Annotated in this window: 11 protein-coding genes; 6 read left to right on the top strand and 5 right to left on the bottom strand. The window is 70.7% G+C overall.

Annotated features, from left to right (window positions below; genetic code table 11):
* The first annotated feature begins 2 nt into the window (after positions 1 to 2).
* Positions 3 to 1,196, top strand: coding sequence for a dipeptidase (locus OG927_RS13080; RefSeq protein ID WP_330320196.1), 1,194 nt, complete (start codon positions 3 to 5; stop codon positions 1,194 to 1,196).
* Positions 1,197 to 1,229: 33 nt separating this feature from the next.
* Here the strand turns inward: OG927_RS13080 and OG927_RS13075 are convergent, their stop codons facing one another.
* The gene (locus tag OG927_RS13075; protein ID WP_056798906.1) at positions 1,230 to 1,592 is read right to left on the bottom strand and encodes a VOC family protein; all 363 of its coding nucleotides are present in this window, start codon (positions 1,590 to 1,592) and stop codon (positions 1,230 to 1,232) included.
* A gap of 104 nt (positions 1,593 to 1,696) precedes the next feature.
* Here OG927_RS13075 and OG927_RS13070 point away from each other — a divergent pair, with 104 nt between their 5' ends.
* A complete protein-coding gene (locus tag OG927_RS13070) occupies positions 1,697 to 2,209 on the top strand; it encodes a CGNR zinc finger domain-containing protein (protein WP_330320195.1) in 513 nt (170 codons plus the stop codon).
* Positions 2,210 to 2,275: 66 nt separating this feature from the next.
* Here the strand turns inward: OG927_RS13070 and OG927_RS13065 are convergent, their stop codons facing one another.
* Positions 2,276 to 3,619 carry a UDP-glucose dehydrogenase family protein gene (locus OG927_RS13065; RefSeq protein WP_056798901.1) on the bottom strand — a complete coding sequence of 448 codons (1,344 nt, stop codon included), beginning with the start codon at positions 3,617 to 3,619 and terminating at the stop codon, positions 2,276 to 2,278.
* Between the two features lie 174 nt (positions 3,620 to 3,793).
* Here OG927_RS13065 and OG927_RS13060 point away from each other — a divergent pair, with 174 nt between their 5' ends.
* Both OG927_RS13060 and OG927_RS13055 read left to right on the top strand, forming a co-directional pair.
* Positions 3,794 to 4,951: an acyl-CoA dehydrogenase gene (locus OG927_RS13060; protein ID WP_056798899.1), complete on the top strand. Its 1,158-nt coding sequence runs from the start codon at positions 3,794 to 3,796 to the stop codon at positions 4,949 to 4,951.
* A gap of 165 nt (positions 4,952 to 5,116) precedes the next feature.
* Positions 5,117 to 5,899: an isoprenyl transferase gene (locus OG927_RS13055; protein ID WP_056798897.1), complete on the top strand. Its 783-nt coding sequence runs from the start codon at positions 5,117 to 5,119 to the stop codon at positions 5,897 to 5,899.
* Between the two features lie 80 nt (positions 5,900 to 5,979).
* Here the strand turns inward: OG927_RS13055 and OG927_RS13050 are convergent, their stop codons facing one another.
* A complete protein-coding gene (locus OG927_RS13050; protein ID WP_330320194.1) occupies positions 5,980 to 7,269 on the bottom strand; it encodes an LCP family protein in 1,290 nt (429 codons plus the stop codon).
* Between the two features lie 119 nt (positions 7,270 to 7,388).
* Between OG927_RS13050 and OG927_RS13045 the strand changes: the two genes are divergently transcribed.
* Positions 7,389 to 7,937, top strand: a complete 549-nt coding sequence (locus tag OG927_RS13045) for an acyl-CoA thioesterase (RefSeq protein WP_056798889.1) — start codon at positions 7,389 to 7,391, stop codon at positions 7,935 to 7,937.
* Between the two features lie 156 nt (positions 7,938 to 8,093).
* Here OG927_RS13045 and OG927_RS13040 read toward each other — a convergent pair whose 3' ends face one another.
* Entirely contained in the window at positions 8,094 to 9,644 is a 1,551-nt protein-coding gene (locus OG927_RS13040; protein ID WP_456293801.1) for an LCP family protein, read from the bottom strand.
* 143 nt (positions 9,645 to 9,787) lie between these two features.
* On the opposite strand from OG927_RS13040, the gene OG927_RS13035 reads away from it, so the two are divergent.
* Entirely contained in the window at positions 9,788 to 10,810 is a 1,023-nt protein-coding gene (locus tag OG927_RS13035; protein WP_056798883.1) for a glycosyltransferase family 2 protein, read from the top strand.
* A 61-nt stretch (positions 10,811 to 10,871) separates the two neighbouring features.
* Here the strand turns inward: OG927_RS13035 and OG927_RS13030 are convergent, their stop codons facing one another.
* Positions 10,872 to 12,545, bottom strand: a complete 1,674-nt coding sequence (locus OG927_RS13030; protein ID WP_408058066.1) for an LCP family protein — start codon at positions 12,543 to 12,545, stop codon at positions 10,872 to 10,874.
* Positions 12,546 to 12,609 lie beyond the last annotated feature (64 nt).

Here is a 12,609-nt window from a genome sequence, read left to right as displayed (position 1 = left end):
CCATGGACCGTCTGGACCGCGCCCGGCTGCTCCTCGCCGACCACCCCGTCGTCGACGGACACAACGACCTCCCCTGGGCCCTGCGTGAACAGGTCGGCTACGACCTGGAGGCCCGGGACATCTCCACCGACCAGACCGGCGTCCTGCACACCGACATCCCGCGGCTGCGGGCCGGCGGCGTGGGCGCCCAGTTCTGGTCCGTCTACGTCTCCACCGGGCTGACCGGCGACGACGCGGTCAGCGCCACGCTGGAACAGATCGACGTGGTCGGTGAGCTGCTGGCGCGTCACCCGATCGACCTGCGGCGCGCGCTGACGGCCGACGACATGGAGGAGGCCCGCGCCGAAGGCCGTATCGCGTCCCTGATGGGCGCGGAGGGCGGCCACTCCATCAACAACTCGCTGGGCACCCTGCGCGCCCTGCACGCCCTCGGCGTCCGCTACATGACGCTGACGCACAACGACAACACCGACTGGGCGGACTCGGCGACGGACACCGCGCGGGTCGGCGGTCTGTCGGAGTTCGGCCGCCAGGTCGTGCGGGAGATGAACCGCATCGGCATGCTGGTCGACCTCTCCCACGTGGCGGCCTCCACGATGCGTGACGCGCTCGCCACCTCCGTCGCACCGGTGATCTTCTCGCACTCCTCCGCCCGCGCGGTCTGCGACCACCCGCGCAACATCCCCGACGACGTCCTGCGCGCGCTCGCGGCCAACGGCGGTGTGGCGATGGCGACCTTCGTACCGAAGTTCGTCCTCCCCGCAGCCGTCGAGTGGACGCTGGCCGCCGACCGCAACATGCGCGAGCACGGCCTGCACCACCTCGACACCACCCCGGCCGCGATGCGCATCCACGCGGACTTCGAGGCCGTCAACCCGCGCCCCGTGGCCACGGTGGCGACGGTCGCCGACCACCTCGACCACATGCGCGAGGTCGCCGGCGTCGACCACATCGGCATCGGCGGCGACTACGACGGCACGCCGTTCCTCCCGGAGGGACTGGACGACGTCTCCGGCTACCCGCACCTGATCGCGGAGCTGCTCGGCCGCGGCTGGTCGGAGATCGACCTGGCCAAGCTGACCTGGCGGAACGCGGTACGGGTCCTTCGCGACGCGGAAGCGGTGTCCCGCGACCTCAGCGCGCAGTTCGGCCCCTCGCACGCCACGATCGACGACCTGGACGGCCCGGCGGTGTGAGTCCGGGGGCGGCGTCCGCCGCCCCCGGCCCCGCTAGCCCGCGCACAGACAGAAGGGGTGCCCGGCCGGGTCCGCGTACACACGCCACGTCCGCGACCGGTCCTCCGCGTCCAGCACGGTGGCGCCCAGCGCGACCACCTTCCGCTCCGCCGCGTCCAGATCCTCCACGCTCAGATCGAGGTGGAACTGCTGCGAGCCGTCGGCGTGCGGCCAGCGCGGCGGTACGAAGCCGGGCGCGGCCTGGAACGCGAGCGACGTCCCCGTGCCGTTCTTCAGATCCACCCAGCCCTCACCGTCGTCCTCGACCGTGCCGCCGAGCAGTTCGGCGTAGAAACCGGCCAGTGCGACGGGGTCGGGGCAGTCCAGGACGACGGCACCCACGGTGGCGAAAGCCATGACACTCGCTCCTTCTGCTGGTCTCCACGGACAGGGTTACCGCTATAGCGCATCAACCGGTAACCGTTACCTCATGGTCCCGTAAAGGAAGTAACATCGCAACCATGAATGAGAGGGTGGCCGCGCCCGGAGGGCTCGCCCTGCTCGAGGACCTGGTCAACACGCTGGACGTCGAGACCGGCTCGGACGCCCTCGGCACGGCGGAGGGGCGCGCGGCCTTCGGCCTGGCGGAGGAGGACGTGCCCGACGCCCTGCTCCTGCGCGAGGCGCTGCGTACCGCCTGTCTGGCCCACGCGGGCCACCGCCCGCCCGACGGCGGCCCCGTACCCCCGCTCGACCGGCTCCTCGCCGACGCACCCCTGCGCGTCACCGTGGACGCCGCTGGAGCGGCCGCCTTGCGCCCGGCCACCGAACCCGCCGGACTGACCGCCAGGGTCGCCGCCGCCATCGCGGCGGCGGCCGCCGACGGCACCTGGGCGCGGCTCAAGGCGTGCGAGGCCGAGGACTGCCGCTGGGCGTACTACGACCGCAGCCCGGCGGGACGCCGCCGCTGGTGCTCCATGTCCGTCTGCGGCGCCCGCGCCAAGATGCGCACGTACCGCGCGAAGCGCGCATAGCCGCGCGGCCGCCGGGGGAACCCGGCGACCGCGCGCGTGCTTTACGGCCCGAAGGCCCTCGGGCCCTCAGGCCTTCGGGCGGCCCATGGCCCGGTACGTCCACCCCGCGTCGCGCCACACCGCGGGATCCAGGGCGTTGCGGCCGTCCAGGATGATCCGCCGCCCCACGGCCTCGCCCAGGAGGGCCGCGTCCAGCTCGCGGAATTCGCGCCACTCCGTCAGGTGCAGCACCACGTCCGCCCCGCGCACCGCGTCCAGCGCCGTGTCCGCGTAACCGAGCGTCGGGAAGAGCCGGCGGGCGTTGTCCATGCCCTTCGGGTCGAAGACCGTGACCTGGCCGCCCTGCAGGTGTATCTGGCCCGCCACGTTGAGCGCCGGCGAATCCCGTACGTCGTCCGAGTCCGGCTTGAACGTCGCGCCCAGAACCGCCACCCGCTGCCCGAGGAACGATCCGCCGCCCACGGCCTCGCGGGCCAGCTCCACCATGTGGCCGCGCCGCCGCATGTTGATGGAGTCGACCTCGCGCAGGAAGGTCAGCGCCTGGTCGGCCCCGAGCTCACCGGCGCGCGCCATGAAGGCGCGGATGTCCTTGGGCAGGCAGCCCCCGCCGAAGCCGATACCGGCCCGCAGGAACTTCTTGCCGATGCGCTCGTCGTGGCCGATCGCCTCGGCCAGCTTCACCACGTCGCCGTCGGCGGCCTCGCAGACCTCCGCCATCGCGTTGATGAAGGAGATCTTGGTCGCCAGGAACGAATTCGCCGAGGTCTTCACCAGCTCGGCGGTCGGGAAATCCGTCACCACGAACGGCGACCCCTCGCCGACCGGTCCGGCGTACACCTCGCGCAGCAGCTTCTCGGCCCGCTCGCTCTCCACGCCGACGACGATCCGGTCCGGGTGCAGCGTGTCGTTCACCGCGAAGCCCTCGCGCAGGAACTCCGGGTTCCAGGCCAGCTCCGCGTCCGTGCCCGCCGGTGCGAGCTCGGCCAGCCGCGCCGCGAGCCGGGCGGCGGAGCCCACCGGCACGGTGGACTTGCCGACCACGAGGGCGGGGCGCGTCAGCTGCGGGGCCAGCGACTCGAAGGCGCTGTCCACGTAGCTCATGTCGCAGGCGTACTCACCGTGCTTCTGCGGGGTGTTCACGCAGACGAAGTGCACGTCACCGAAGGCGCCGACCTCCTCCCACGAGGTGGTGAAGCGCAGCCGCCCCGTGGAGCCCTCGATGCCCGCGACGTGCTTCTGCAGGATCTCCTCGAGCCCCGGCTCGTACATCGGCACTCTGCCCGCCGAGAGCATCTCGATCTTCTCGGGCACGACGTCGAGCCCGAGGACCTCGAAGCCCAGCTCCGCCATGGCCGCGGCATGGGTGGCGCCGAGGTAGCCGGTGCCGATCACAGTGATCCTGAGGGCCATGGGTGCTCCTGAACGATGCGGACAGACGTGCGGAGGCGAGCATATCCGGGCCCGCGGAACCCCTGTTTTGCGGCTGTCGGCAAGCTCACGTGCCCCGCCCGTATGCCAGGCCGGGCGGCGGACACTAAAATTGGGTTACTTAACAGTAGTTAGCATCCTTGGGGAGTGAACGTCTTGGCGGGTACGACCGACTTCGACCTCTACCGTCCGGCCGAGGAGCACGACATGCTCCGCGACACGATCCGTGCGCTCGCCGAGGCGAAGATCGCTCCGTTCGCCGCCGAGGTGGACGAGGAGGGCCGCTTCCCGCAGGAGGCCCTCGACGCCCTGGTCGCCTCCGACCTGCACGCGGTCCACGTACCGGAGGAGTACGGCGGCGCGGGCGCCGACGCGCTCGCCACGGTCATCGTGATCGAGGAGGTGGCCCGCGCCTGCGCGTCGTCCTCCCTGATCCCGGCCGTGAACAAGCTTGGCTCGCTCCCCGTGATCCTCTCCGGATCCGAGGACCTCAAGAAGAAGTACCTCGGCCCGCTGGCCAAGGGCGACGCGATGTTCTCGTACGCCCTCTCCGAGCCGGACGCCGGCTCCGACGCCGCGGGCATGAAGACCAAGGCCGTCCGCGACGGCGACTTCTGGGTCCTCAACGGCGTCAAGCGCTGGATCACCAACGCGGGCGTCTCCGAGTACTACACGGTCATGGCCGTCACCGACCCGACGAAGCGCTCCAAGGGCATCTCCGCGTTCGTCGTCGAGAAGTCCGACGAGGGCGTGTCCTTCGGTGCCCCGGAGCGCAAGCTCGGCATCAAGGGCTCCCCGACGCGCGAGGTCTACCTCGACAACGTCCGCATCCCCGCCGACCGCATGATCGGCGAGGAGGGCACCGGCTTCGCCACCGCGATGAAGACCCTGGACCACACCCGCATCACGATCGCGGCCCAGGCCCTCGGCATCGCCCAGGGCGCCCTCGACTACGCCAAGGGCTACGTCCAGGAGCGCAAGCAGTTCGGCAAGCCGATCGGCGACTTCCAGGGCATCCAGTTCATGCTCGCGGACATGGCGATGAAGCTGGAGGCGGCCCGCCAGCTCACCTACGCGGCAGCGGCCAAGTCCGAGCGCCTCGACGGCGACCTCACCTTCTTCGGCGCCGCTGCCAAGTGCTTCGCCTCCGACGTCGCCATGGAGGTCACCACCGACGCCGTCCAGCTGCTCGGCGGTTACGGCTACACCCGTGACTACCCGGTCGAGCGCATGATGCGCGACGCCAAGATCACCCAGATCTACGAGGGCACGAACCAGGTCCAGCGGATCGTCATGGCCCGCAACCTGCCGTAACGGCGTCGCGCAGTCCGCACCGCGGCCCCCGGCCTCCGCCGGGGGCCGCACCCGTGGGCCCGGCGGGATGCCGGCCGCACGGGTGCGGCATCCCGGCCGGGGGCGTTCGCGGAGCGCCGCTGATAGGGTCCGCGGAGGCTAACCGCAACATGATGGAGTTGGTTCGTGAAGCTGCTCCCGCTGTTCCTCCGGCGGCCGATAGAAGCGGTGTACGAGCGCCGGCTGGCTGCCACCCTCGTGGGGCTGCCACGACCGCAGCACGTCGGGATCATGCTCGACGGCAATCGGCGCTGGGCCCGGCAGGCGGGCCATACGGACCTCCGGGAGGGGTACCGGGCGGGCGGCGCCAAGGCGACCGAGTTCCTGGACTGGTGCACAGCCGCCGGGATCGAGCGCGTGACCCTCTTCATGCTCTCCGACGACAATCTCGGGCGCCCCGCCGAACAGCTCGGCCCGCTGATCGAGATCATCAAGGAGACCGTCCAGGACATCACGGCCTCGGACCGCCCCTGGGAGGTCCAGGTGATCGGCTCGCTCGACCTGCTGCCGGGCGCCACCGCCGAGATCCTCAAGGAGGCCACCGCCACGACGGCCGGGCGCGGCGGCCTCAAGGTGGACATCGCGGTCGGCTACGGCGGCCGACGGGAGATCGTGGACGCGGTGAAGAGCGCCTTCGCGGCCCACGTCGCGGCCGGCGGGGACCCCGCCGAGCTGGCCGAGCGGTTCGACATCGACGACATCTCCCGGCACCTGTACTCGCCGACCGCCGACCAGACCGACTTCATCATCCGGACCTCCGGGGAGCAGCGGCTGTCGGGCTTCCTGCTCTGGCAGTCCGCGTACGCCGAGATGCACTGGGTGGACTGCTACTGGCCGGCGTTCCGCCGCGTGGACTTCCTGCGCGCGATCCGCTCGTACGCCGGCCGGCAGCGCCGGTACGGGAAGTGACCGACGCCGACCCGCCGTTACACAGAGAGGTCCCCCACCCGCTGACGGGTGGGGGACCTCTCTACGTGACGGCTGTCCGGTCAGCTGCCCTTGACCGTGACCTTCTCGTCGTTCTTCAGCTGCTCCACGAGCTGCTTGACCTTGTCCTTGTCCCAGACCAGGTTGCCGTTCACGCTCTGGCCCGAGAGCGGGATGTTCATCGACGTGCCCTCGCCGCCGGTGACGCCCTTCATCGCGAAGAACATGTTGCCGAGCGACCAGAGCGACATGTCCTTGTCCACGACCAGCGTGTCCAGGCCCGCGCCCATCGTCGGGTACAGCTTGAACGGGTTGAGGATCGTGGACGGGGTGGCCGTCTGCGAGGCCAGTGCCGCCAGGAACTTCTGCTGGTTCTTCGTGCGGTCCAGGTCGCTCCCGGCGAAGGCGTACCGGGTGCGGACGAAGGCGAGGGACTGCTCGCCGTCCAGGGTCTGCTTGCCGGCCTGGAAGTCGGCACCGGACTTCTTGTCCTTGAAGGCCTTGGGGATGTCCAGCTCGACGCCGCCGATCGCGTCCACGATCTTGGCGAAGCCGCCGAAGCCGATCTCGACGTAGTGGTCGATGCGCAGCCCGGTGTTGAACTCGACCGTGCGGACCAGCAGCTCCGGACCGTCCTCCGCGTACGCGGCGTTCAGCTTCGTCGTGCGGCCCGTCCCCGCGAACTTCTTGCCGGACTCCGAGCCGACGAACGAGGGGATCTCGACGTTCGAGTCGCGGGGCAGGGAGATCAGCGTCGGGCCGTTGGAGCCGTCGTGCAGGATCATCATCGAGTCGGTCCGCTTGCCCTCGGCGGAGCCGGTGTGCAGCTTCTTCTTGTCCTCGGCCGTCATGCCCTCGCGGCTGTCGGAGCCGACGATCAGGTAGTTCGTGCCGTCGCCCTCGGAGGGGCGCTCGATGACCTTGGAGAGGTCGACCTCGCGCTTGAGCTTGCCGTCGGCCCAGAAGTACGTGCCGATGGAGACGGCGAGGAGCACGACCACGGGGGTCAGCGCGCCGACCTTGATGCGCCGGCCCCAGTCGGGAGCGGGACGGCCCTGGACATAACCGCTGTCGCCGCCGCGGCCGTTGCCGCCGCCGTAACCGCGGCCGCCGCCGCCCTGGCCACCGCTGTTGCCGCCGCCGTAGACCTGACCCGTGTTGTAGCCGCTGTCGTAGCCGGGGGTCTCGTCGTAGCCCTGCCCCTGCTGCGGCGGGATCCGGGGCGGGGACTGCGGCGGTGCCGGGCGCCGGACGTGCGGCATGGCGCGGGCGCTCTCGGGCCGGGGGCTGCCGCTGCCCTGCCCGTAGCGCTCACCGGGTCCGCCGTTCCGCCCATCGGGCCAATCGCTCATGGGGAACAGTGTGCCGTCCGGGGCCGGGTCTCTTACAGGGTGTACCGGATTTCGGACCAGGGCTGTTGCGAAGCTGATGCATTGCAACCAGGTGCAAGCCCCCGCATAAGGTGGAGGGCATGACAGATCAGGCCCAGTCACCGGAAGACGAGGTTCCGGCCAAGCCGACCTCGGCTTCCCGGACCACCCTCAGCCACATCATGACCGGCAGCGACACCAACCTCCTGGGTACGGTGCACGGCGGCGTGATCATGAAACTGGTGGACGACGCCGCGGGCGCCGTGGCCGGCCGGCATTCCGGGGGCCCGGCCGTGACGGCCTCCATGGACGAGATGGTCTTCCTGGAGCCGGTCCGCGTCGGCGACCTCGTGCACGTCCGCGCCCAGGTGAACTGGACCGGCCGCTCCTCGATGGAGGTCGGCGTCCGCGTCATGGCCGAGCGGTGGAACGAGTCGACGCCCGCCCAGCAGGTGGGCAGCGCCTACCTGGTGTTCGCGGCGGTCGACGAGGAGGGCAAGCCGCGGCGCGTACCGCACGTGGTCCCGGAGACGGAGCGCGACGAGCGCCGCTACCAGGAGGCGCAGATCCGCCGTACGCACCGTCTCGCCCGGCGCCGCGCGATCAAGGAGCTACGCGACCGCCGCACAGCCGAAGGCATAACCGACTAACCCCCCGCCGCGCCCCCGCCCCCCCGCCCCCCGCCCCCCGCCCCCCCCTGTCCCCTCCGCCGGTCGGTGTGAGACCAGGGGCCGGCAATGCGGGGCAAAACGGGCTGATCGCCGTCTCTGTCCTCACAGCGACCTGAGCCTTTGCCTGGCGGCCGGTCATGGGCAGATCACTTGGTCGCCCGTTACCGTGCCGAACTCGCCACGCCGCGGGTCCTCGGCCTTCACCGGCCTCACCTTGGTGAAGTCCGAGCCGGCCGTCACCTTCATCGTCCCGCCCTGCCCCTTCACCGGCCGCAGCTCGCACCCCGGCAGCGCGGTGGCCAGGGCCTTCGCGGACCGGTCCCATCGCGGGTCGTAGGTGACCAGGGTGCGCAGGCGGTCGCCCGGACCGCCGTTCAGCGGGGCGCGCGTGGTGTTGAAACCGGTGCTGCGCAGTGCCGCGTCGACCGTCTGGCCGAGCCCGTCCTTCGGCGTCCCGTTGTAGACCTGCACCCGGATCTGCTCCGGTGCCACGCCGACGACCGTGGCCCGGGGCTGCCTCGGCAGGTGCCGGGCGAGCGGTTCGTCCTCACGCAGGGCCCGGAACAGCTTCTCGGCCTCCCTCGTGTCCCACTTCACCGTGGTGCCGATGCCCTTGACGGGGTAGCCGCCCTCCACGACCGGGACGGAGGCGAATTCGGACGACGCCGGGGTGAAGCCGCGCATGGCCTGGCCGAGCTCCAGCATCTGCTCCGTACCGAAGCCCTTGTCGGCGCGCACGGAGGCGAGCATCGACGAGGCGACCTGCTGGAGTTTCACCGGGTTCATCAGCAGACCGCTGCTGGTCGTCTGCTCGATCAGCGCGGCCACGAACTTCTGCTGGCGCTGCACCCTGCCCAGGTCGGCTGTCCCGTCGACGTGCCGGGAGCGTACGTACTGCAGGGCCTCGCCACCGTCGAGCTTGTGGGTGCCCGGCGCGAGGTTCAGGCCCGTGTACGAGTCCTTGAGCGGCCTGGCGGTGCAGATCTCGACCCCGCCCAGGGTGTCGACCGTCTTCATGAAGCTGGTGAAGTCGACCTCCAGATAGTGATCGATCTTGATACCGGTCATCTGCTCGACGGTCCGCACGGTCAGATGCGGCCCGCCCTCGGCGTACGCGGCGTTCAGCTTCACCGGGTGGGGGGAGTGCTCCTCGTCGGTCGTCCGGTCGGTGTGCGCCGGGATCTCGACATAGCTGTCGCGCGGCAGACTGACGACGCTCGCCCGCTGCCTGTCGGCCGAGAGGTGGACCAGCATCAGGGTGTCGGTGCAGTGGCAGGGTGTGCCACCCAGCTTGTACTTCTTCTTCTGCGCCTTGGTGATCGTGTCGCGGCCGTCCGTGCCGACGAGCAGGAGATTCGTGCCGTGGCCGCCCTCTGGGCGGTTCTTCATGTCCTTGAAGGGATCGACCCGGCCGATCCCCGTCTCCAGGTTGCTCACCACCGCATGGCCGATCCCGCCGGCGCCGAGCACCAGTACGGAGAGCCCGGTGGCCAGCCGCATGCCCCACCGGGGCGGCTTCTTCGGGCCGCCGGCCCGGCCTCCGCCGCGACGGCCGGCCCGGGGCCGCCGGGGTGTTCTGTGCTGGGGGGGAGCGGTCCGGGGGTGCGGTGGACGGGGCGGTGGGGGCGGCGTGGGCACGAGGGACACCTCCGCGGTGCGAGTAGGACTTTCGCACGGTAGGCCCATACGATCTGCGGACCGGGAGAAGACCCGGCGGCGCGCGCCGGTGTCCCCCGTTAGCGGTAACGTGGCGGCCGAATCACGCTGCCGCCTGGGGCGCGTAGAACCCCCGGAACCCCTGGCACCCCCGAGGACCCCCTGAGGACCACATGTCTGCCGCGCAGTACCCCGCCGTCTCCGTGATCATGCCGGTGCTCAACGAGGAACGCCATCTCAGGAACTCGGTCCGGCACATCCTGGAGCAGGAGTACGCCGGTGAGATGGAGGTGGTGATCGCACTCGGCCCGTCGAGCGACCGCACGGACGAGATCGCCGCTGAGCTGGTGCGGGAGGATTCCAGGATCCACACCGTCCCCAACCCGACCGGCCGTACTCCCGCAGCGCTGAACGCCGCGATCAAGGCCTCGCATCACCCGATCGTGGTACGGGTCGACGGCCACGGCATGCTGTCCCCGAACTACATCGCGACCGCGGTCCGCCTGCTGGAGGAGACCGGCGCGCAGAACGTCGGCGGCATCATGCACGCCGAGGGTGAGAACCCCTGGGAGGACGCGGTCGCCGCCGCGATGACGTCGAAGATCGGCGTCGGCAACGCGGCCTTCCACACGGGCGGCCGGGCGGGCCCGGCCGACACCGTGTACCTGGGGGTATTCCGCCGCGAGGCACTGGAGCGGGCGGACGGCTACAACGTGGAGTTCATCCGCGCCCAGGACTGGGAGCTGAACTTCCGGATCCGCGAGTCCGGCGGGCTGATCTGGTTCTCACCGGAGCTGAAGGTGCAGTACCGCCCGCGCCCCAGCGTCCGCGCGCTCGCCAAGCAGTACAAGGACTACGGGCGCTGGCGCCACGTCGTGGCCCGCTACCACGCCGGCTCGATCAACCTGCGCTACCTGGCCCCGCCGGCCGCCGTCTGCGCGATAGCGGCGGGCATCGTCGTCGGCGCAGCCGTCACCCCGTGGGCGTTCGTCGTGCCCGCCGGGTACGTGGCGGCCATCGTGGCCGGGTCGCTGCCCGCGGGCAAGGGCCTGCCGCTCAGCGCCCGGGCGCAGATCCCGGTGGCGCTCGCCACCATGCACATGTCGTGGGGATACGGATTCCTGACCAGCCCCCGTTCGCTGGCGAAGAAGGTCATCGCGAGCCGTCGCCCCGCGGTGCGGGAACAGACGGTCTGATCGTCCTTGTACGAGGAAGGGCCCCGCCGTCCGGCGGGGCCCTTCCTCGTACGGCGGGCCGTCAGAAGGTGAAGCCCGGGTTGACGTGCATGCACGCCTTCTCGTTCGCGCCGTTGAGCGCGCCCGCCGACTCCGGCGTCTTCTCCTCGACGGCCTTGGCCGGGTACGCGCCGTCCTTGCGCCAGTCGGCGCCCACGGCCAGCACGATGCCCGAGACCGCGGTCGACTTCTGCACCTGGGACACCGGGACACCGAGCGCCTTGGCGACCGCCTGGGCGTCGCCCTCCAGGTCCGCGCTGGGGTAGAGGACGCCGGTCCGGCCGGCCGGATCGACGTTCTGTGAGTCGATCGACGCCTTGGCGAAGCCCGCGTCGGTGAGCAGGTCCCTGACCGCTCCCGCGCGGCCCCGTGCCGGACCGAGACCGTCCGTGCTGGTCGCGTTGCGCACACTGACCGGGATCTCGGCGACGGGCGCGGCGATGTCCGTGGTGACGGGTGTCTTGCGCTTGGACGCCTTGCCGTCCAGCGGGATGTCCTCACGGACCATCCGGAACACCTGCTCGGCCTCGCCGGGCTTGGGGAACACCCGCCCGCTGAGATTGCCCGTCCCGTAGACGTTCGGCATCGTCGTCATCGTGATGCGGTCGGTCGGGACCCTCTTCAGCTCCTCCGCCAGGTCGTACAGCTTCTTGACCGTGTCCAGGCCCTTGTCGACCGTCAGCGCGCTGGTGGCCGCCTCCGCGAGGCCCATCAGCTTCCCGGGATCGGTGAGCTTGGTGCCCTTGCGCAGCTCGCGCACCATCGAGTTCAGGTACTGGTGCTGGGCCTTCGCGCGTCCGAGGTCGGTGTTGTCCTCGAAGCCGTACCGGGTACGCAGCCACTGCAGGGCCTGCTCACCCTTGATGGCGGTGGTGCCTTCCTCCAGCTTCAGCCCGGAGCCCTTGCCGTCGCCGGTGTGCGAGTACACATTGGCGTCCACACAGACCGGAACGCCTCCGACGGCGTCGGCCATGGAGACCACGCCCGCGAAGTCGATCATCATGAAGTGGTCGATGGTGATGCCGGTCAGCTCGTACCAGGCGGCCACCGTGCATCCGGGGCCGCCGCGGCCGAGACTCTCGTTCGTCTGGACGGGCAGTGTGCCCGCCCGGTACACCTCGCCCGAGTCCGGGTCGGTGCACTTCGGCATCTTCAGCATGGTGTCGCGCGGCATGCTCACGACCGAGATGTTGCTGCGGTCCGCGGAGAGGTGCAGCAGCATCTGCACATCGGCGAGCGGTGTGCCCCCGAAGGTCTCCTTGGCGCCGCCGAGCTTCTGGTTCGCCTTCGAGTCGCGGGCGTCGGAGCCGATGATCAGGATGTTCAGCGGGGTCTGCCCGGCGGCGTTGGCCTTGTGATCGGCCATCTGCTTGTCGCCGAGGGTCAGATCCTCTTTCCTGATGTTGCCGTTGAGGTGCTTGTAGTAGAAGTAACCGGCGCCGCCGGTGCCGAGTATCAGCAGGGCGAGGACGGACGCGACCCAGCGCAGCACGCGTCGCTTGCCCCCTCTGGCGTCGCGCCGGCCACGGCGGTTCGGCCCGCCGTGACCTTGTCCGCCCTCCGGCGGCGCGGACCGTTCGCGCTGTCCGTGGCTCTTCCTCGCGGCACTGCCGCCCGAGGCGTCGCGCCCACTGCCGTGGGCGCCGTCCTCCGGCCCGCCTTGCCGGACGCGCGACCGCGCCCCCTCCCCACGCATGCTGCTCCGTCCCACCGGGACCCCCCTGCTTGCTCAGAAATTAGCTGGAGCGCGACGACCCGTC

Origin of the sequence: Streptomyces clavifer (assembly GCF_036345975.1) — a bacterium.
Lineage (GTDB): Bacteria > Actinomycetota > Actinomycetes > Streptomycetales > Streptomycetaceae > Streptomyces > Streptomyces clavifer.
The sequence above is the reverse complement of the archived record's forward strand: the minus strand, read 5'-3'. Positions and strand labels throughout refer to the sequence as shown.

Bases quoted from the DNA above. Each gene is read 5' to 3' on its own strand.
- OG927_RS13080 (WP_330320196.1), top strand. From the start codon at position 3: ATGGACCGTCTGGACCGCGCCCGGCTGCTCCTCGCCGACCACCCCGTC.
- OG927_RS13075 (WP_056798906.1), bottom strand. From the start codon at position 1,592: ATGGCTTTCGCCACCGTGGGTGCCGTCGTCCTGGACTGCCCCGACCCC.
- OG927_RS13070 (WP_330320195.1), top strand. From the start codon at position 1,697: ATGAATGAGAGGGTGGCCGCGCCCGGAGGGCTCGCCCTGCTCGAGGAC.
- OG927_RS13065 (WP_056798901.1), bottom strand. From the start codon at position 3,619: ATGGCCCTCAGGATCACTGTGATCGGCACCGGCTACCTCGGCGCCACC.
- OG927_RS13050 (WP_330320194.1), bottom strand. From the start codon at position 7,269: ATGAGCGATTGGCCCGATGGGCGGAACGGCGGACCCGGTGAGCGCTAC.
- OG927_RS13045 (WP_056798889.1), top strand. From the start codon at position 7,389: ATGACAGATCAGGCCCAGTCACCGGAAGACGAGGTTCCGGCCAAGCCG.
- OG927_RS13040 (WP_456293801.1), bottom strand. From the start codon at position 9,644: ATGGGCCTACCGTGCGAAAGTCCTACTCGCACCGCGGAGGTGTCCCTC.
- OG927_RS13035 (WP_056798883.1), top strand. From the start codon at position 9,788: ATGTCTGCCGCGCAGTACCCCGCCGTCTCCGTGATCATGCCGGTGCTC.
- OG927_RS13030 (WP_408058066.1), bottom strand. From the start codon at position 12,545: ATGCGTGGGGAGGGGGCGCGGTCGCGCGTCCGGCAAGGCGGGCCGGAG.